We start from the raw sequence: 19,972 nt of genomic DNA on the forward strand, positions 1-19,972 counted from the left end.
CGGCCGTCAGGTGACGGCGTCGCGCGCCTGATATTCGGGCTGTTTCCAGATGTCACCGTCCATGATCGCCACGAGCCGATCGACCGCATCCCACACATCGACAGAGCCGACATAGAGCGGGGTGAAGCCGAAGCGCACCGTGTCAGGCGCGCGGAAATCGCCGATCACGCCGGCAGCGATCAACGCGCGCATGATCGGATAGCCGTCAGCATGCGCGAACGACACCTGGCTGCCGCGCGCCGCCGCATCGCGCGGCGAGGCGAGCGTGAAGCCATGCCCCGCGCAGCGCGCCTCGACGAGACGGATGAAGAGATCGGTGAGCGCCATCGATTTTGCACGGATCGCATCGATGTCGACGGCGAGATGGATGTCGAGCCCGACCTCGACGAGCGCCATCGACACGATCGGCTGGGTGCCGATGAGGAACTGGCGGATGTCGTGCTGCGGCCGGTATACGGGCTCAAAGGCGAAGGGCGCGGCATGCCCCCACCAGCCGGTGACCGGCTGGAGCACCTGCCCCTGATGCCGCTTCGCCGCGAACAGAAAGGCGGGCGAGCCGGGCCCGCCGTTCAGATATTTATAGGTGCAGCCAACCGCAAAATCGGCGCCCGCGCCATTCAGGTCGACGGGCATCGCCCCCGCGCTGTGGCAAAGGTCCCAGATGGCGAGCGCCCCGGCTGCCTGCGCGCGCGCGGTGATCGCCGCCATATCGTGGATATGGCCGGTCTTGTAATGGACGTGGGTGATGGCGAGCGCGATCGTGTCTTCGTCGATCGCATCCGCGATCTCGTCCTTTTCGCAAAGCCGGACCTTGACGCGTCCGCCGGTCGCCGCCGCGACACCCTGTGCGATATAGTTGTTCGTCGGGAAATTGCTGCCTTCGAGGATCAGCACGCTGCGGTCGGGACGTAGCGCGACCGCCGCCGAGAGAACCTTGAACAGATTCTGGCTCGTCGAATCGCAGATCACGGCCTCGCCCGGTGCGGCGCCGATCAGCGGCGCGAGCTTGTCGCCGAGCCGCACCGGCAGATCGAACCAGCCCGCGCTGTTCCAGCTCTTGATGAGGTCGGTGCCCCATTCGCGCGTCACGACCTGATGCGCGCGGGCGGCGGCATCCTTTGGCATCGCGCCGAGCGAATTGCCGTCGAGATAGATCATCCCGTCCGGCAGATCGAAATGCGCGCGCAGAGGCGCGAGCGGGTCGGCGGCATCCATCGCCTCGCAGGCGACCCGGTTCAGGTTGGCGGCATCAAGCGTCATGGAAACATATTACCTTCGTCTGCGACATTTCGCGCGCGGCATAGCGCGCACCCTCGCGCCCCATATTCCCCCGCCCCGCGCCGCCGAACGGCATGGCGTCGAGGCGGTAGTCGGTCGAATCATTGACCATCACCCCGGCGGCGCGCAGCCGGCCCGCCGCGTAGCGTACCGTGCGAAGCGATTCGGAAAACAGCGCGGCGTGGATCGCGTAGTCGGCGCGATTGGCGGCGTCGATCGCCGCATCGAGGTCGGTGAAACGGAACAGGCTCACGACTGGCCCGAACGCCTCGTGGCAGGCAATGCTTGCATCGTCCGGAACATTCGCGAGCAAGGTCGGCCGCACGAGCGTCCCAGCGCGCTCGCCGCCGGCGAGCAGCGTTGCACCGCGCGATACCGCCTCGACGGTCCAGGCGATCATGCGCTCCGCCTCAGCGCCGCCGATCATCGGGCCGATGTCGGTTTCGCTGTCCATCGGGTCACCGACGCGCAGCGCGGCGAGTGCCGCAAGGAGCGCGCCCTGAAACGCCTCAAAAACCGCGTCGTGGACATAAATGCGCTGGACCCCGATGCAATTCTGCCCGGCCGCGCCAAAGGCGCCCGCAGCGCATGCCAAGGCCGCCTTTTCGATATTGGCATCATCCATCACGATGACCGGGCCGTTGCCGCCAAGCTCCATCGCCAGCCGCTTGATCCCCGCCGCGCGGCAGATCGCTTCGCCAACGCGCGCGCCGCCGGTAAAGCTGACCATCGCGACGCCGGCATGCCCCGTCAGCGCATCGCCGAAATGGCTGCCGCGCCCCGTCAGAAGACAAAGCGCCTCCTCCGGCAATCCCGCCGATAGCAGCAAACGTGCGAGCATGATCGCGACGAGCGGCGCCTGCTCGGCGGGCTTCAGCACCACCGCATTGCCCGCGGCGAAAGCGGGACCGAGCTTGTGACAGACGAGGTTGAGCGGGTCGTTGAACGGCGTGATCGCCGCGATCACGCCGACGGGCTCATAGACATAATATCCCGAGCGCGCCTCGCCACCCGGAAAGCTGTCGAAGGCGATCGTCTCGCCCGCGAGCCGCACCGCTTCTTCGGCCGAGAGGCGCAGCGTGTTGACCGCGCGTGCAACCTCGCGCCGTGCCGCACGGATCGGCTTGCCAATCTCCGCAGTGATCGTGGCGGCAAAGCGCTCGCCATCGGTTTCAAGTGCCGTCGCCGTCTTGTGAAGGATGCGCGATCGTTCGCCGGTGGGCAGCGCGCGCATCGCCTCGGCTCCGCGCTTTGCACTCGCCACCGCGCGCTCGACGTGACCCGCATCGGCACAAGCGACCGCGCCGAGCGCCTCACCCGACCAGGGGTTGATCACCGGCATCGTCGCCTCCGCCGCTTCCCAGCGGCCGCCGATCAGCAGCGACCGGCCGGCGTCGAATGCGACGTGCATCATGGCTTGTCCTTGCGCAGCACCAGTTCGTCATATTCGCGGCTATCGAGCAGCGCCTCGACGATCACCGGACCGTCCGCAGCGAATCCCGCCTCAAGCGCGGTGCGGAATTCGGCCGGATCGCGCGCGACCGTCACCGGCACGCCGAACAGTGACGGGCCGCCGATCGTCCCTTCGGCACGCACCGGCGTGCCATAGATCGGATTCTGCTTCCTTTCCTGCTTGATGCGGATCAGCGCGAGGTCGTTGTCGGTGAAGACGACGATCACCAGCGGCAGCTTTTCGCGCACCGCAGTCGCAAGCTCGCCGACGGTCATCAGGAAACCGCCGTCGCCGAGCACGCAGCACACGGGCGTGTCGGGGCGGCAGAGTTTGGCGGCGATCGCGGCGGGAAGCCCGAACCCCATCGCCGACCAGCCGTTGGTCATGATCTGCGTGCCGGGCTCCGGCGTCCGCCAATGCTGGCCGATCAGATGCGTATGCGCCCCCACGTCACAGGCCATGATGCCGTTGTCGGGCAGAACGTCGCGGAGCACGTCGAGCGCCGCACAGGGTCCGAACGCTCCGTCACGCCCGGCCAGCTTCCCGAACATCACCGCCTTGCGCCCGGCGAGCGCGGCGAGGTCCCAGCCCTTCGTCGCCGCGGGCAGCGCGAGCAGGGCATCGAGCGAGGGAGGGATCGCCCCGACGACGTCGGCGGCGACCGGATGCTTGGCGCGGTCGATATCCGCGGGCGCGATGTCGATGCTGGCGAGCGCGAGCCCGTCCTTCATCCAGCTTTCGTAATTGAACTCGATCGGGTCATAGCCGACCGCGACGACCAGATCGGCCTCGGCATGCGTCTTCCCGACCATGTCGGACAACGCGTGAAAGAGCACGCCGGCATAATTGGGGTGATCTTCAGCGACCATGCCCTTGGCCATCGGGGTGAGCAGCACCGGCAGGCCGAAGCGCTCGGCGAGTGCAACGACGCGATCCTGTACTCCGGCACGGACCGCGCCGAGGCCGATTGCGAGCACGGGCTTTTCGGCCGCCACGAAGGCCTGGGCGAGCGCATCGATGTCGGCGGGCGCCGGAGCGGGCACGGGATCGGCTGCGATCGCGCCGATCGTCGCGACCTCGACCGCCTCCGCGCTCATGCCCTGCGGCAGCCCGACATGCACCGCGCCGGGACGCCCCGACAGCGCGATACGCGCCGCGTCGGCGAGCGTCGCAACCACACTGTCAGCCTCGATCCGCGTCGTCGCCTTGGTCAGCGGCGCGAACAGCGCCTGATGGTCGATCGCCATCTGCACCGTGCGGCCGCGCAGCGCCGCGGGCATTTCGTCAGTCAGCGCGATCATCGGCGAGCGGTCGAGCGTCGCGCCGCCGACGCCCGTTGCGAGGTTGGTCGCACCGGGTCCGAAGGTACCGAAGCAGACACCGGGAACCCCGGTCAGCCGCCCGCAAATGTCGGCCATGAATGCCGCGCCGCCCTCGTGGCTCGCGAGCACGAAGTCGATGCCATCGGTGGTGCGGATCGCCTCCATATAATCGACCCAGCCGCCGCTCGGCACGCCGAAGACGTGGCGCACGCCCATGTCGCGGAGCGCCCCCACGACGTTGCGGGCAACATTGGTCGATTTCATGCGCGATCCTTCATGCGAGAGCCGTCCTCTGCCCACCGGCCTAGGCGTCTCCGTCATAAACAAATAATACCGAAAGACCGTCCCGTTATACTTGATACGTTATAGAGAGCGGTCAGACGAAGCAGTTGGCGATCGTGCCGATGCCTTCGATGCCGCCTTCGACGAGATCGCCCGCCGCGATCCGGCCGACGCCGGCGGGCGTGCCGGTGTAGATGAGGTCGCCGGCCTTCAGCTCGACATAGGTCGACAGTTCGGCGACGATGTCGGCGACCGGCCAGATCATGTCGGCGATATCGCCCTCCTGCCGCAATTCGCCGTTGACCGAGAGCCAGATGCGCGCGTTCGCCGGATGACCGATATCCAACGCGGGACGGATCGCCGAGATCGCCGCGCTGTAATCGAAGCCCTTCGCCATGTCCCACGGCCGCCCGGCACCCTTTGCCTCCGCCTGCAGGTCGCGGCGCGTCAGGTCGTTGCCGACCGCATAGCCGAACACCGTCCCGATCGCCGCATCCTGCGCGATGTCGCGGCCGCCGCTGCCGAGCGCAACGACGAGTTCGACCTCGTGATGCAGGTTCGCGGTGCGCGGCGGCATCGCGATATCCGCCGTCCCGCCGACGACCGCATCGGCCGGCTTGGCGAAGAAAAAGGGCGGCTCGCGCTCAGGCGAACCGCCCATCTCGCGCGCATGCTCGGCATAGTTCCGGCCGACGCAGAATATCCGGCGGACCGGGAAGCGCTCGTCGCTTCCAGCAATTTCCACACTCGGCACGGCAACGGAAAATTTCGGGCTCGTCATAGGCATCCTCGGTATCAGGCCGGCGGATAGAGCGCCGCGCGGCACTTGCCGAGGTCGGCGCCATCGAGGCCGCTCTCCCTCACCGCGTTCCACGGGCTGCCCATCCTGTCTTCGGGGCGATACCAGAAGCCATAGAGCTTGCCGTTCGCCGCGACCAGCGTCGCCGAACCGATGCTGCCTTCCTCCTTCGAGAACCAGGCGAGGCGCATGATGCGACCGAAGACCGTACCGCGCAAAGAACCGAGGCCGTCATTGTAGCAGCCGAAGACCTCGTGGCCCTTTTGCCGCAGCAGGATCGGGCCATATTCATGGCTGTAAATGCCGCTCGCCTCGGCATCGGCGACCGCCGCCGCGCCGCGCTGTTCGAGTGTGCCGATGACCGCAAGGTCCGACAGCCGCGTCTGCCCCTTCCCCGCCCAATTGCTGTCGATGCGCAGCCGCAGCCAGCGCGCCGAAGCTTCCTTGGGCAGCTTCACGACCGTCTGCGCGTCGGCCTTGGCCTCACCCTCGACGAGCGTCTGATACGGCCCCTCGGGTCCCTTGGCCGAGCCGAGCAGCGCGAAACGCCGCACCGGCGATCCCTCCGCGGTCTGGGACATTGATCCATCCTCGCGCACCACCGGCTCGAAACGGTTGTCGAGCGCAACCGCCGCGATCTTGCCATTGCCCGCGAGCTCGAAATTCAGCGCGTGCGGCAGGGGCACCCCCTTGTCCGACAGCCAGCCATAGGCCGCCCCGCCATCGACGAGGTTGATCGCCCAGGTCGACCAGTGCCGCTTCGCCTCGCCCGCATCGGCCTCGGCAATCCCGCCCCAGCTGATGTGCAGGATGTTGTCGCCTGCGGGTTCCGCAGGTTTCTCTGCGGTCTTTTCGGCGGGTGCGTTCGAGCATCCGGCGAGGAGCAAGGCTCCCGCCAGCGCGATATGACATGCGCGCATAATCATTCTCCAGTCAGGGGTTCAGCGGCGTGGGGGCCATATCGTCTTTGGAGCGCCAAGGCTCGGCTTGCCGAGCAGCGGGCTCGACAGCGCATAGACGCCGTTCACCGAAAAGGCCCAGATGATGTTGCGGTCATATTCGGTGTAGACCGCGAAGGTCGAATTGCCGAACGTATAGCTTGGCAGTTCCTTTTCGGTCGGGAAGCGTGGGACGAAATAGCCCGCAATCGTCGGCTTCGCCGGATCCTTGACGTCGAAGATCTGGATGCCGGCGTTGTAGAAGGCGTAGATGGCGAGCCCCTGCCGTCCGCGTTCGGGCTGGCCGAGGCCGCCCGACCGTTTCGGCCCGAAACTGCCGCGCCGCTGGCAGAAATCGGTGAAGGATGCGCCCGCCGGCGGTTTCGGACGGGGGAATTTCGCCGCGACCTTCGGATGCGCGGGATCGCGCACGTCGATCGAGAAAATATCCTTATAGGGCTCGAAACAGCTCTCGTTCATCGGATAGCCGTTCGAGAAGACGAAGCCGGTGCGATCATATTGGCTGACGTCGACATTGTCGAACTCGGTCCCGGCGTAGCTCGGCGGGACGCTCAAATGACCTAGCGTCTTCGGCGCGGCCGGGTCGCTGAGGTCGAAGGTGTAGAAGCCCAGCCCGCCCATGCCGCCGAAGCCGACCTTGCCGCCCTGCTCGACCGGCTTCGTCAGCACGATCGGATTGCGCGATCCCATCCAGCTCGTCCGGTTGCCCGCGCGCGGATTGGCCAGATAAGCCGCTTCGCTGTCCTTGTCGCCGAGTTGCTGCCCCGGCACGGTGATCTGCGAGACGAACTTCGGGTTCGCCGGATCGTCCATGTCCCAGACCTGATAACCGGGCGAATAGAGATAGTCGGGATATTCGGTCAGGCTGTAGCTGTCGTCGGGCGCCGCCGAGAGCAGCATATATTTGCCGCCCCACCAGGTCACAGCGTCGAGCGCGCCCGATCCCTGTTGTTCGCCGATAGGGGCGTCGGGATGTTTGGCGTCGGTGGTCCGCGTCGCGATCAGCTTCCATTTGTCGGGGGTCGGGCCTTCCATCACGAAGACCTTGAAGCCCTTCAACGAATTATAGCGGCGTTGCGCCGCGACCTTGTCGGGCTGACGCCTTTTGTCCTCCATCAGCCCGAAGCGCCCGATCTCGTAGGAGGCGACAAGGACATTGCGCTGCAGCTTCTTGTTCCACGCGATCGTGACGCCGCCGAAATAATCGGTGACCGCCGCCGCGTCCCAATCCTCGCTCGACCCTTCCGCGCTCCACACCCCGCCTTTCGACCAGACGGTCTTCGCGTGCTTGGGGTCGGTGACGTCGAGGATGCGGAGGTAATCGCGGTCGTGCGTGTAGAGGTAACGCCGACCATCGAAATCGACGACATTCGCCCAAGCATGCCAGGGCGAGGTCACCGCCGGATAGAAAGCGACGACCTCGACATTCTTCGTGTAACTATTCTGATCCCAATGATCGAGCTGGCCGGGAAAACCCGGAACCTCGGTGGTGAGCCGCGTAGAGGCGGGGTGGCGGAAGCTGCCGTCGGGATTCATACCGTAATCGACCCCGGGCACGGGGTCGGCGGGCGGGTTTTCGGGCGTCGCCTCCTGCCATGCCTTCAGCCAGGGGTCGCGCACGTCGATCGGGTCGGCGCCATGGCCACCAGACCAATCGGCGGCAGCGAGGACTGCGGGACAAAACAGTGCCGCCAACATCGCCGCGCCGCAGGCCCAATGTTTGCTGCCGCCTTTCATCGTCGTCTCCCTGCTTCTCAGAACCGGAACCGCGCCGTCACGCCATAGGTGCGCGGCGGAATATAGGTGCCGTATATTGTGCCGAACAGTTCGAGCTTGCTCGTGTAATTGAGCTCGTTCGTCAGGTTCTTCGCCCACGCCGTCAATTCCCATTTGTCATCGGCATCACGGATGCCGATGCGGGCATTCAGCAGGATTTCGCTGTCGAATTTCAGGATCGGCGTGTTCGGATTGTCGAAGAAATTGGCGCCGGTGTACTGGAAGTCGCTCCCCGCGACGAGCACGAGACTCTCGCTGATCGGCTGGTCGAGATTGGCGGCGACGCCGAACGCATGCTTCGGGGTCCGGCGGCAGCTGTTACCGTCGAGGTCGGTGCCGTCATCGTCGATGATCAGCTCGCCGGTGAAGTTGCAGCGTGAATAGGCATAATTGCCCGAGATGCTGAACGTATCGGTGAGCCGCGCCTGCACATCGAGTTCGAGGCCATAGGCGCGCGTGCCGTTCTTCGCGTTGAACACGAAATTGTCGGGCGGCAGGCCGGGCCCCGGCGACAGGAACTGGTTGGTCTGCAGGTTGTCATAGAGCGTGTAATAGGCTGCGGCGTTGATGAAGAACCGCCGGTCGGCGAGCGCGAGCTTCGCGCCGAGTTCGAAGCTGTCGGCGGTTTCGGGATCGAACGATACCAATGCTTCGGCGGGCGTATTGGCATCCTCGCCGGTCCAGCCGCCGGGCTTGTAGCCCTTCGCATAGCGCGCATAAAGCGTCGCGTTGTCGCTCGGTTCATAGCGCAGCGTCACACTCGGCAACCAGGCGTCCCAGCTCTGCTTGTCCGCAACGGTGAAATTGACCGGCGCGCCCTCGAATGACACGCCCGAGCGGTCGTTCGAATAATTCTTGCGATCATAGGCATAGCGCAGCCCCGCTTCGAGCGTGAGCTGGTCGGTGATGCTGTAGCCGAGTTCGCCGAACACGCCGATATTATCATTCTTCGACGTCGTGACGGTGTGGTTACTGCCCGGGAATGGCGACGCCGGGGTGCCGCCGAACGCCTGGGCAAAGGCGAATTCGGTGATCGCCTGGAAATCGGGGAACAGGAAGTTCACATCCTCGGCGCGGCGGATGTTCTCGCGCATGTAGAAGACGCCGCCTTCGATCTGGAGCGGGCCGCCATTGTTCCAGCGCAGGCGCAACTCCTGAGAGAATTGCCGCACATCTTCCGCCTTGCCACTGTCGAAATAGCTGTCGGGAACGGTCCCGAGATAGGTGTCAAGCCCGGCGAGCATCGCCGGCGTGACGTCGGGCGCGTTCGTCGCGGGATCGATCGCGAAGTTGAAGAACATGCCTGAGCCGTCCTCGCGCGCTGCGAGCGAGGAAACGCGCCATGCGGTCTGCGACACGATGCTGATCGCGTCGCTCGGCTGCCATTCGATTGAGGCGCTGAGGCCGTACATGTCCGAATTCTGGAAACCGGTGAAATTATGCGCACCGCGGCGATGTTCGACGCTCTGGAACGGCGCATTGCGGTTCGGTAGCACAAAGCCCGGCAGACTGGCGATCGGCGGCGCGAAGAAGCTGTTATAGGTCACTTCCTCGCTGTCGCCGGGAACGATAATGTCGACCCAGCGCGCGCCATCGCGGTGGCGTGTATAATCGGCCGCCAGATTGATATCGAGCGTCGCGTCGGGCTGCCAGCGGAGCTGACCGCGAACCGACTGGACATTCTGGTCCTCTTCGTCGCCGCCGCGCGTGTTGACGGCATAGCCGTCATGCTTGCGCGAACTGACGGTGAGGCCGAGCCCGAGCGTGTCGGACACCGGCCCGCGCACCGAGGCGGCGGCATCGAGCTTGTCGTAATTGCCATAGCTCGCCTCGAAGCGACCTTCGAATTCCTTGCCAGGCTTTTTGGTCACATAGTTGATGAGGCCGCCGACCACGCTCTTGCCGAAGCGCAGCGACTGCGGGCCCTTCAGCACCTCGACGCGCTCGAGATCGTACAGATCGAGCAGCGATCCGGTGCCACGCGACAGATAGGCGCCATCGAGGAAGATACCGACCGCGCCGTCGGCGCCCGCCCCCTGGATGTCAGAGCCGATGCCGCGGATGAAAAGTTCGGTATCGACCGCGCGTTCGGCGCTGAGTTTGAGGCCGGGAACGCGATAGGCGATTTCGGAGAAATCCTTGATACCCGATCGTTCGAGCGCGGCGCTGCTGAACGCCTGCACCGAAATCGGCACATCCTGCAGGCTTTCCTCGCGCTTGCGCGCGGTGACGACGATTTCGTCGCCATAGCCCTCGGTGGCGGCGGGCGCCTTGGCGTCGGCCGGCGCCGACTGGGCCGCAGCGATGCCGGGCAGCGCCCCGGCGGCGGCGGTCGCGAGCAGGACGCAGCGCCAGTTTCGGTTCATTCGCATCTTTAACCCTCCCCAGCGGCCGGCGTACCCTGTCCTCTTGCGGGGAGGTTTCGTATCGGCCTGAATGATCGGACAAGCGACACCTAGCCATGTTCATATATCTATATAATAGATAATATGTCGCTCTATATTCTATTTTGATTATATCCAGGCGCAAAGTGCGCGGCAGCGGCCGATGGCCAGCGCTATCCATGAAAGATTATAGCACCCCGGCCATCGAATATTGGATCACCATGGCGTGCGGGCCGACAAACAGGACCGATTTTCATTCTGGGAGGATTGAATGCGGCACCATCTCGTCACGCGCGCGGCAACCGGGGGCGTCCTTGCCCTTCTTCTGGCCGGGCTCGCGGCCCCGTCGCTCGCCGATGAGCCGGCAGAGAATGTGACAAAGCCCGTCCCGCCGCTGACGGCGCACGAAAGCGACATTCCCGATCCCGATATCCGCGCCTGGTGGAACCTCACCTATGACCGCAAACCCGAACCACCGGTGCCGGGCAAGGATTATGGCATGGACGCCGCGACCGGGCGCTTCGTTCATCCCAAGGCGACGCCGCTCGTCCGCTCGGCGCCGAACTTTCCGGGTCAGCTCGATCATTGGGACCAGCAAAGCTATAAAAAGAATGTCGAAGTCCTCGGCTTCACCAACTTCATTCCGTCGACCGGGCACACCTGGCAGTCGATCGCCGACTTCGGCGGCAAACGCTATATGTATACCTATTACCGCGCGGGGGTGGGTGTGTTCGACATCACCGACCCGCGCAAAGCAAAGCTCGTCTATCGACGCGGCCAGCGCATCGGTGCCTATGGCAAGCCCGACATCGTCAATCCCTATGGCAAGGGCGAAGGCTTCGGCGCCGCGAACATCTCGTGGCACAGGGGGCTCGGCAAATATGTGATGGTGCAGGCGTTTGAAGTGCCGCGCTATGGCATCATGGACGAGAAATATCGCGAGCCCCAAGGGGTTGAAACGCTCAAGCACTGGAAGGGCCTGAAAGGTTTTCGCGTCTATGCGATGGACGGGCCGCTGCCCGACCAATGGCGCCTCATCGCCGAACGCACGAGCGACTATCGCCATCCCGACGCGCCGCTCGGCGCGCAGCAAGGGTCAGGTGTGCTCGACATTCCGGCGTGGAACGGAGGCAAATATATGTTCCTGTCGGCGGCTCCTGACGACCGTTTCATGCTGACCGAATTCGCCGACTATATCTATACGCCGGGCTATCAGGTTTGGGACATGAGCGACCCCGCGAACCCGACCTTCGTCAGCCAGTTCGCGGCGCCCGGCCAGATTCTTGGCGATCCCGAGCATGAGGCCGCCTATCTGATGAACCCGCGCGCGGGCAACCGCACCTCATGGTTCGGATCGCGGATGCCGCCCTTTATGACCAAAGCGCCCGACGAGGGCGGCCGGATCGCCTTCGGTGCGATGGCGGGGCTCGGCCTCTATTCGCTCGACATCAGCGATCCCGCGAACATCCGCATCGTCGGGCACGTCAATCAGGTTCCGAAATTCGCCGGCACCGAATTCGATAATGTCGACCTCAGCCAATATGAGCGCACCGGCTATATCTTCACCAACGGCTATCCGATGAACGACGAATGCTACGAACCGTACAAGGACATTCTCGTCGTCGACGCGCGCAATCCGGCGGACCTGAAGATCGCGGCGAAATTCCCGCGGCCGAGCCCGCCCGCCGATGCGGCTTTCACCGATTTCTGCCAGCGGCGCGGCAGCTTCGGGCCCAAACGTTCGGGCTACCTCACCCAGCCCGGTCGCTTCCGCGACGGGGTGGTCGCCTATGCCTTTTACAATGGCGGGGTGCAGATCTTCGACGTGAAGGACCCGACCAAGCCGACGATCGCCGGCTATTTCGTCCCCCGCTTCCCGACCGAAGCCGAAACCGGCGGCCAGTCGCAAGGCAACCTGACCTATGGCATCTTCGCCGAATATGACCGCAATATCCTGTGGGCCTTCACCAACCACGGCTTCTATGCGCTGTCGTCGCCGCTGATCGGCAAACCGTCGTTCAAGGCGCCAGCAAAGCCTTGGCCGCCGCGCGATTAACTCCGCGTCGGCAGGTGGCGGTCGACGAGCAGCATCGCGGCCGCCAGTACGAGAAGCGCCGCCGCGACCAGACCGAAAAACAGCAGCAGTCCGTTCGGCCGCGCGAGCAAAAGCCCCGCGCCGAACGCACTCGCGATCGCACCGAGCCGGCCGATGCTGATCGCATAGCCGATCCCCGCCGACCGGCATTCGACCGGAAAGACATGCGCCGACAGGGTCAGCAACAGCACCTGCAACGACAGCACGCCCGCCCCGGCGAGGGCGACCCCGAACAGGATCGCGCCGCGCGGCACGCCGGGCGTGTGGAGCAGCACGGCCCAGAAGGCCAGCGCCGCGAGCCCCGCGCCGATCGTCCCGATCATCGTGCGCCGCGATCCGATGCGCAGCATCAGCCAGGTCAGCGCGAACGAGGTCGCGACCCCCGACAGGTTGAGGATCATCGCGCCGCGTATCGCACTCGCCATGTCGAAGCCCGCGCCGGTCAGCAGCACGGGAACCCAGCTCAGCAACGCATAGACCGCCATCAACGCCGCGAAGAAGGCGAGGCTCATCCCGATCATCGATCGCCGCAGCGACGGGGCAAGGACATGGCCGCCCTGCGCCACGATCGATGGCGGCGCGAAGGGGCCCGTCGCGGTGCCGCCCGCCTTGGCGACCAGCGCCGCGATCCGTCCATCGGCACCTCCGCGCCGCGCGAGCAACATCGGGGATTCGGGGAGTGCGCCGATCATCACGGCGCCGAGCAACAGCGGCAGGCCGCCTCCGACCAGAAAGGCCGTCGGCCAGCCATAGGCCGGGATCAGCCACGACGCGAGCGCGGCGCCGACGATCCCGCCGCACGGCACGCCGACCGAAATCACGGAAAGCGCATAGCTGCGCGTTCTTGCGGGCATCCATTCGGCGACGAGCGCGGTCGCGTTCGGGACTGCAGCACCAAGCCCGAGACCGGTGATGAAGCGCAGCACCGAAAAGCTGGTCACGTCGCTGCACAGCGCAGTGAACAGTGCGGTCGCGCCAAACCAGAAAGCGGCGCCGATCAGCGCCGCACGCCGTCCGTAGCGATCACCGATCCGTCCGCCGATGGCGGTTCCCACGGCCATGCCGAGCAGTGATGCCGCCATGACCGGAGCGAGCGCGGCCGATCCGATCTGCCAATCGGCGATGATCGCAGGCGCCGCGAAGGCGGCAAGCTGGATATCGAAACCGTCGAGCAGAATCACCCCCGCGACGAGCGCGAGCACGCGGGCGTGAAAGACCGTAAAGGCCAAGCCGTCGACGACCTGCTGGACCGGAACGGGCGCGCCTTCCTTCATACGAATGCCATCGCGTCCGACAATCCGCCGACGCGGCGGATCGAGCTGTAGACCGCCGCCGCCATTTCGCTGCCCGACACGCCGCGCGCGGGCTGGCGGCGGCGGATCGATATCTGCGAGCCATCGCGCCCATGCGCCTCGACCGCGAGTTCGAGATGGTCGATCGCCGGATCGGCGACCAGCCGCGCGCGGCAGCGATCGAGCCCGACGGTCGCGAGCGCGCAGGCGACCATCGCGTTGACATTGTGCGGATAGTGCGCGGCGATGTCGCGCACGCTGCCGTCAAACAGCAGCTTTTCCCGCGTGGCTTCGACGCCCGATATTCCGAGGCTCGCGGGCGGCTTGCGGAAACTAATCACAACCTCGTCCCACATGCCCTGCCATTCGACGAGGCTGTCGAGGCCAACGAGCGCCCCATGCGCGACGAGCAACGAGCGGCGCGATCGCGCCGCCGCGAGAATAAGCCGGTCACACAGCGCCGCGTCGGCGAGCGCGGTCAGCGACAGCGGCATATAGTCGGCGAACGAGAGGAGCGTTTCGCCGTGCTGGTGACTGATCTCCGGCCCTGCGACTTCGACGACCAGGTCAGGCGCGAGGTCGGGCGCTTTCGACAGATCATCAAGGATCAGCTCGCCGGGCAAGCCCGCCAGTCGCTCACGCGAACGACCGTGGACGAAAATGATTTCGCCCGGACCGTCGCCTGCGGCGACGCGCCGGTAAAGCTCGGCCCCGATGAACCCGAAGCCGACCAGCCCGATACGCATCGCCGCTCGCCCCCACGCGGTCAATATTTCCAGCGGAGCGTCGCGCCATAGGTGCGCGGCGGATTGTAGGAGACGAGGACCGAGCCGATGACGTCGCTCTTCCCCGATTCATAAAGCTCGTTGGTCAGATTCTTGGCCCAGACACGCAATTCCCATTTGTCGTCCTCGGTCGCGATGCCGATCGATCCGTTGAGCACCCCGACCGATTTCTGCCGCGTGCGCGGGCTGTTCTCGTTGTCGAAGAAGAAATCGTCGGTCCAGTTGTAGTCGGCGCGCACAAAGCCGTTGAACCGGCTGCTGAGCGGAACCGTCAGATCGCCGCCGATGCTGAACGAATTTTCTGGCGAACGACGCAGCACATTGCCCTTCAAATTGGTCGGGACAGGGATGTTGCAGAAACAGCCGAAATCGAAACGCAGTTCGGTGCTGATCAGGTCGCCGGTGATCTTCGCGTCCATATAGGTGTAGTTGGCAAATAGCGTCAGCCCGTCGACGGGGACGACTGCGGTTTCGATCTCGACGCCCTTGACGCGTGCCTTGCCCGCATTGGCGATCACATTGTCGGCCGGCAGATTGGGATCGAAGATCACGAACTGCTGCGTCTGGAGATCCTTATACTCGGTCCAGAAGCCCGTCGCGTTGAACCGCAGCCGGTTGTCGAGCCACGTCGTCTTGGCGCCCACCTCATAGTTCCAGGCAAATTCGGGGTTGTACGACGCGCGCGCTTCGCCCGGGTTCGTCGCATTTTCGCCATTCCACCCGCCCGATTTATAGCCTTTGGAAACGAGCGCGTAGAGGTAGATATCCTCGGCCGGTTTCCAGTGCAGGTTGACGCTCGGTGTCCACGCATCCCAGCTCTGCTTGTCCGACGCGGTGAAGGCGCGGGTGAAATTGCCGTTTTCGTCCTCGAAATCGGCGCCGAGGAAATCGCCGATCGTCTCGCGATCGACCGAAAAGCGCTTGCTGTCCTTGGTATAGCGAATCCCGGCGGTCAGCCCGAGCGTGTCGGTGAAGTCATAGGTGCCCTCGAGGAACGCCGCCCAGGTGTCCGACTTCAGACGCGTCTCGGCGATCTCGCGGCCCTGCGCGAAGAAGCGCATGAAGATATAGTCCGAATCCTCGACACGGTCGACTTTCTCATGCTGGTAATAGACACCCGCGAGCAGGTTGAACGCGCCGTCCCAGTCAGAACGATAACGGAATTCCTGCGAGAAGCTTTCGACCTTCTCCATCTTGTTGTTGATGAAATAGTCGTCGTTGAATTGGGTGCGATCGATCGCGAAGAAATCGATTCGGCCATTGCCGTCATAAACGAGCCTGGTGAAATCGATGAAGCTGCCGGCATCGTTGTTGAGCGCGGCAAATTTGCCCTCGCGATACGCGCTGATCGAGGTCAGCGTGCCCGAGCCCGTGTCCCAATTGGCGCTCAAGTGTACGCCGCCCAGATCGGCATCCTGCTTGCCGTCGATATTGTTGGGGCCACGCCGCGGATCGGGGTTCACAAAGGGGATATTGTGCGTGGACGGCGTCTGGATATCGACCCATTTGCCGCCGCCGCGCCGCCGCGTGAGATCACCCGAAAGCAGGATGTCGAGGCTGTTACCCGCCTGGTAGCGGAGCTGGCCCATCACGCCGAACGCCGAAAGATCCTCGACGTCGTTGCCGGTGAAACTGTTGAAGGCGAAGCCGTCGCGCCGCCGCGCGGACGCTGCGAGGCTCCCCGACAGCCCCTCGCCGATGCCGCCGGCGACATTGGCCTTCACATCGAACGAACCATAGTTGCCGATCCCGGCTTCGACGCCGGCGCGAAATTCGTCGGTCGGCTTACGCGTGATAAAATTGATCGCACCGCCGACGACGTTCTTGCCGTAAAGCGTTCCCTGCGGGCCGCGCACGATCTCGACGCGCTCGAGGTCGAAAAGCTCGATCGCCGTACCCGATGCGCGCGGCAGATAAACGTCGTTGAGGAAGAAACCGATCGCTGCGCTCGACGCCGCGCTCTCGATATCGGTGCCGATGCCGCGCAGGAAAATATTGGGCTCGGACACGTTGTCGGGGTTGAGCGTGAAGCCCGGCACCCGGCTCGCAATCTCCGAAAAATCGTCGATCCCCGCCTTTTCCAGCGCGTCGCCGCTGAACGCGGCAATCGAAAGCGGCGCCGACTGGAGCTTCTCCTCGCGTTTGCGCGCGGTGACGACAATCTCCTCGAGCCCGTCTGCCGTGACGGCTCCATCCTGCGCAAACGCCACCTGGGGCGCCGTCAGCGCCGACATCGCGCCCAGCAACAAAAACGCCCGGCTTCCAACTGAAAATTTTCTCATCGCGTCACCCCTCCTCCAGCCCGGATCGCTGCACGGTGTTTCGCGCGCAATTGCGACCTGGTCCCAGCAGAAGGTGCGGACTCGGTGCTTCCGATAAAAATAATAATGCGGAGCCCCTCTATATCGAATCGATATATCGAGGTTGTAGAAACGAGCCGGTTAGCGGCCAAGTCTTTGGACGAAGTCGACTTTGCCCGGCGCGCGCCGCACACAGGGGCCCGAGTATGGACGCCCGAATGCGTTCCCAATTCTTCAAGGTGCCTGAACCGCGATGCCCACCCTGCCGTCAAGCTCTCACAGTCGCGTCGGACTTGCATGACGAAGTGGCACCGACGGCACATATCAGCCCAAGGCTTCAAGATCACCACGCCCTGGGGACCTATAACCCCGCTGGGCGATCGTGCGCCAACATGACGACCGCGAAAATGTCTACGAGCGCAAGGGGGACCTGAACACGCTGCGCGAGGCGGAGAAGGCTCGGATCGCGTGCGGCAAAGCGATCATGGCGGCTGCGGGGGCATCGAGCTTCCACCTTGGCCAGCCGATCCAGCGCTACTGGCGCGACCTCAACACCGTCTGCTCCCACGCCTTCTGGGATTGGGACATCACCCGCGAACTCGTCGGCCGGAAACAATTCGGTCTTGATCCGAACCACCCCCTCGTCTGACCTTGCCGCGACGGCGTGAGGGACCGGCGGCCGGCAGCGGCCCGTCGACGGCCCGATGCACGCTCAGCGGAGTCCGATCGGCAACGCCTTCATCGCCCCGACGAAGTTCGACAGGATATAGTCGGGCTCGCCGATGACCTGATAATCGGGGTAGCGGCGGAGGAACGCCTCGAGAATCAGCCCGAGTTGCATCGTCGCGAGGCGCGAGCCGAGGCAGTGGTGGACGCCATAGCCGAAGGTGACGTGGCGGTTGGCGTTCGGGCGGTCGAAATCGAGCCGGTGCGGATCGGCAAAGACCGCCGGATCGTGGTTGCCTGCGCCATAGAGCATCGCGACCCGTTCGCCGGCGCGCACCATCGTGCCGCCAACCATGACATCCTTTTTCGCGGTGCGCGCCATCTGGAACACCGGGCTGAACCAACGCAGCAATTCCTGCACTGCGGCGCCCGTCCGTTCCGGATTTTCGACCAGCAGGCGGCGCTGGTCGGGAAACAGCGACAAGGCCCAGAGCGCACCCGCGAGCGAACTGCGCGTCGTTTCATTGCCCGCCGCGATCATGTTCGAGAAAAAGCTCTTCTGCTCGGTCTCGTCGAGCGGCCGCCCGTCGACCGTCCCGTTCGCGATCACCGTCAGCATGTCGTCCTGCGGCGCGCGCCGCCGCTCGTCGAGCAGACTGAGGCCATAGTCGAAAATGGCCAGATAACGCGCGTTCGCGACGTCTACCGACGGCGCGAACGCGGGATCGTCGGTGCCGAAGACGGCATTGGTGAATTCGAACACCCGCCATTCGTCCTCGGGCGGGACCCCCATGATCGCGCAGATCGTCTGGATCGGCACGATCGCCCCGACCTCGGTGACGAATTCGACCGCGTCGCGGCCGTCGAGACTGTCGATCAGCCGGTCGACCGCCGCGCGGACCCGCGGCTCGACCTTTGCCAACGACGAGGGGAGGAAGGCCGAGCTGACCAGCGAGCGAAACCCCTGATGTTCGGGATTGTCCATCGCTAGCATGAATCGACTCAGCGTCCGGCCTATCTCGGAATCCATCGCGCCGCGATTGTCGGTGGGCACCCGAAAACCGGCGGCCGAGGTGAAATTCTCGCCATCGAGCGACACCGCGCGGATGTCGTCGTAGCGGGTCAACACCCAGAAGGGATCCTGCTTGTCCGAACCCGGGTGGCGATAGACGGGCGCGGTGGCGCGCAATTCATCATAAGCCGCGTGCGGATGCCCGTGCCGGAAGGTCTCGACGTCCAGAAGATTGAAACCGGTCATAAGCTCGGGACGACCTTTTCCTGCCTGCCGCGCGTATGACGGCGCGCTTACCCCATTGCACCGCGTTCAGAAATTCAGCGCCAGCTGCACCGCGATCGTGCGCGGCGGCTGGATGAATTTCGAGATGATCCCGGCCGCGAGCGGCGTGTTGAAGGCGTGGCTCGCGGTCAGTTCGTCGGTCAGATTCTTACCCACGATCGCGAGTTCCCATTTCTTGTTCGACGCACGAATGCCGAGCCGAAGGTCGAATTTGGCATAGCTGTCCTGCGCCGCCGCCGGATTATAGCTTTCTTCGAGGAACGCGCTGCTGCGATAGGTCATGCCGCCGTTGGCGACGAAGTCGACCGAATCGCTGAGCGGCATGACAATATCGGCGAACAGCGTCCCGCTCCATTTGGGCGAGCGGGGCAGCGGCCGTCCGGCGGCATTGTTGTTCGCCGGCACACACGTCGGGTTGGTGAAGGGGCACGGCGCGCCGGGGAAATCGATGAACTTGGCGTCGAGATAGGCGAGCGATCCGTTGAGCGATACGCCGTCGGCGATCTGCCAGCTGAAATCACTCTCGACACCCTGGCTGCGCGCCTCGCCGGCATTGGTCGTGATGAAGCTGTTGCTCACCGCGTCGAAGGACGACACCTGCAAATTGGTGAAATCGGTCCGGAACGCGGCGATGTTGAAGCGCAGGCGGCGATCGAAGAGCGCGAGCTTGGCCCCGACTTCGAAGGTCTCGGCCGCCTCGGGCTCGATCTCGAACTGCGCCTGCGTCGTCGTCGCCTGGGCGCCGATGAAGCCGCCTGCCTTTGAGCCTTGGCCATAGGAGGCGTAGAGCATCGCGTCGGAGGTCGCGTCCCACTGCACCGCGACCGACGGATCCCATTCGCGCTCGACGCGGTGCCCCGACAGCGGGGTCGCGAGCCAGGTCGGCTGAACCACCCCCATGTTGACGCGCGTCTGGTCGGCGGTCTTGCGGTCATAGGTGTAACGCAGGCTGCCGATCACGCGCACGCTATCGGTGACGTGCCAGGTCGCGCTGCCGAAACCCGAAAGCGCGACATTCTCCTGCCGGAAACTGCGGCTCGAGCGCCCGTTGAACGGTCCGAACCGGATCAGTGTCGTCTGGAACAGGTCATAGTCGTTCACATGGAAATAGCCGCCCAATATATATTCGATGCGACCCGTTGTCGGCGAGGCGAGGCGGACTTCCTGCGACATCTGGCTGAACTTCTCGGCAAAGCTCGACGCGAAGGACGGGTTCGGCCCGAAATCGGCATCGACCTTCTTTTCGAAATCATAGGAGGAAAAGCCGGTGACCGAGGTCAGCAC

General features: G+C 64.6%; 14 protein-coding genes. 2 read left to right on the forward strand and 12 right to left on the reverse strand.

Annotated elements, in window-relative coordinates:
- Positions 1–6: 6 nt before the first annotated feature.
- From kynU to ACREB7_RS06295, 7 genes are all read right to left on the reverse strand, one after another.
- Complete coding sequence (gene kynU / locus ACREB7_RS06265; protein WP_431591430.1) at positions 7–1,260, reverse strand: kynureninase; 1,254 nt, start codon at positions 1,258–1,260, stop codon at positions 7–9.
- The gene (locus tag ACREB7_RS06270) at positions 1,250–2,692 is read right to left on the reverse strand and encodes an aldehyde dehydrogenase family protein (protein WP_431591431.1); all 1,443 of its coding nucleotides are present in this window, start codon (positions 2,690–2,692) and stop codon (positions 1,250–1,252) included. Before ACREB7_RS06270 ends, kynU begins: the two co-directional genes overlap by 11 nt.
- Positions 2,689–4,317, reverse strand: coding sequence for a thiamine pyrophosphate-binding protein (locus ACREB7_RS06275; RefSeq protein ID WP_431591432.1), 1,629 nt, complete (start codon positions 4,315–4,317; stop codon positions 2,689–2,691). Before ACREB7_RS06275 ends, ACREB7_RS06270 begins: the two co-directional genes overlap by 4 nt.
- 112 nt (positions 4,318–4,429) lie before the next feature.
- Positions 4,430–5,116 (reverse strand): fumarylacetoacetate hydrolase family protein, encoded by a 687-nt coding sequence (locus tag ACREB7_RS06280; RefSeq protein ID WP_431591433.1) that lies wholly within the window; start codon positions 5,114–5,116, stop codon positions 4,430–4,432.
- Between the two features lie 14 nt (positions 5,117–5,130).
- On the reverse strand, positions 5,131–6,054 hold the full coding sequence (locus tag ACREB7_RS06285) for a hypothetical protein (RefSeq protein WP_431591434.1): 924 nt from the start codon (positions 6,052–6,054) through the stop codon (positions 5,131–5,133).
- A gap of 21 nt (positions 6,055–6,075) precedes the next feature.
- On the reverse strand, positions 6,076–7,830 hold the full coding sequence (locus ACREB7_RS06290; RefSeq protein ID WP_431591435.1) for a hypothetical protein: 1,755 nt from the start codon (positions 7,828–7,830) through the stop codon (positions 6,076–6,078).
- Between the two features lie 17 nt (positions 7,831–7,847).
- The gene (locus ACREB7_RS06295; RefSeq protein ID WP_431591436.1) at positions 7,848–10,241 is read right to left on the reverse strand and encodes a TonB-dependent receptor; all 2,394 of its coding nucleotides are present in this window, start codon (positions 10,239–10,241) and stop codon (positions 7,848–7,850) included.
- Positions 10,242–10,524: 283 nt separating this feature from the next.
- Between ACREB7_RS06295 and ACREB7_RS06300 the strand changes: the two genes are divergently transcribed.
- The gene (locus ACREB7_RS06300) at positions 10,525–12,309 is read left to right on the forward strand and encodes a hypothetical protein (RefSeq protein ID WP_431591437.1); all 1,785 of its coding nucleotides are present in this window, start codon (positions 10,525–10,527) and stop codon (positions 12,307–12,309) included.
- Here the strand turns inward: ACREB7_RS06300 and ACREB7_RS06305 are convergent.
- Genes ACREB7_RS06305 through ACREB7_RS06315 form a run of 3 tightly spaced genes read right to left on the reverse strand, consistent with a single transcriptional unit; the run spans position 12,306 to position 16,707 of the window.
- A complete protein-coding gene (locus tag ACREB7_RS06305) occupies positions 12,306–13,622 on the reverse strand; it encodes an MFS transporter (RefSeq protein ID WP_431591438.1) in 1,317 nt (438 codons plus the stop codon). The two genes, ACREB7_RS06300 and ACREB7_RS06305, sit on opposite strands and share 4 nt — an antisense overlap.
- On the reverse strand, positions 13,619–14,386 hold the full coding sequence (locus ACREB7_RS06310; protein WP_431591439.1) for an aspartate dehydrogenase domain-containing protein: 768 nt from the start codon (positions 14,384–14,386) through the stop codon (positions 13,619–13,621). Before ACREB7_RS06310 ends, ACREB7_RS06305 begins: the two co-directional genes overlap by 4 nt.
- Before the next feature lie 20 nt (positions 14,387–14,406).
- Complete coding sequence (locus tag ACREB7_RS06315) at positions 14,407–16,707, reverse strand: TonB-dependent receptor (RefSeq protein ID WP_431591440.1); 2,301 nt, start codon at positions 16,705–16,707, stop codon at positions 14,407–14,409.
- 400 nt (positions 16,708–17,107) lie between these two features.
- On the opposite strand from ACREB7_RS06315, the gene ACREB7_RS06320 reads away from it, so the two are divergent.
- On the forward strand, positions 17,108–17,374 hold the full coding sequence (locus ACREB7_RS06320) for a hypothetical protein (protein ID WP_431591441.1): 267 nt from the start codon (positions 17,108–17,110) through the stop codon (positions 17,372–17,374).
- A gap of 63 nt (positions 17,375–17,437) precedes the next feature.
- Here ACREB7_RS06320 and ACREB7_RS06325 read toward each other — a convergent pair whose 3' ends face one another.
- Positions 17,438–18,649 carry a cytochrome P450 gene (locus ACREB7_RS06325; protein WP_431591442.1) on the reverse strand — a complete coding sequence of 404 codons (1,212 nt, stop codon included), beginning with the start codon at positions 18,647–18,649 and terminating at the stop codon, positions 17,438–17,440.
- Between the two features lie 66 nt (positions 18,650–18,715).
- Positions 18,716–19,972, reverse strand: a 1,257-nt coding sequence (locus tag ACREB7_RS06330) for a TonB-dependent receptor (RefSeq protein ID WP_431591443.1), incomplete at its 5' end; no start/stop codon positions are given.

Source organism: Sphingopyxis sp. (assembly GCF_050725615.1).
In the GTDB taxonomy this organism is placed as follows: Bacteria; Pseudomonadota; Alphaproteobacteria; order Sphingomonadales; family Sphingomonadaceae; genus Sphingopyxis.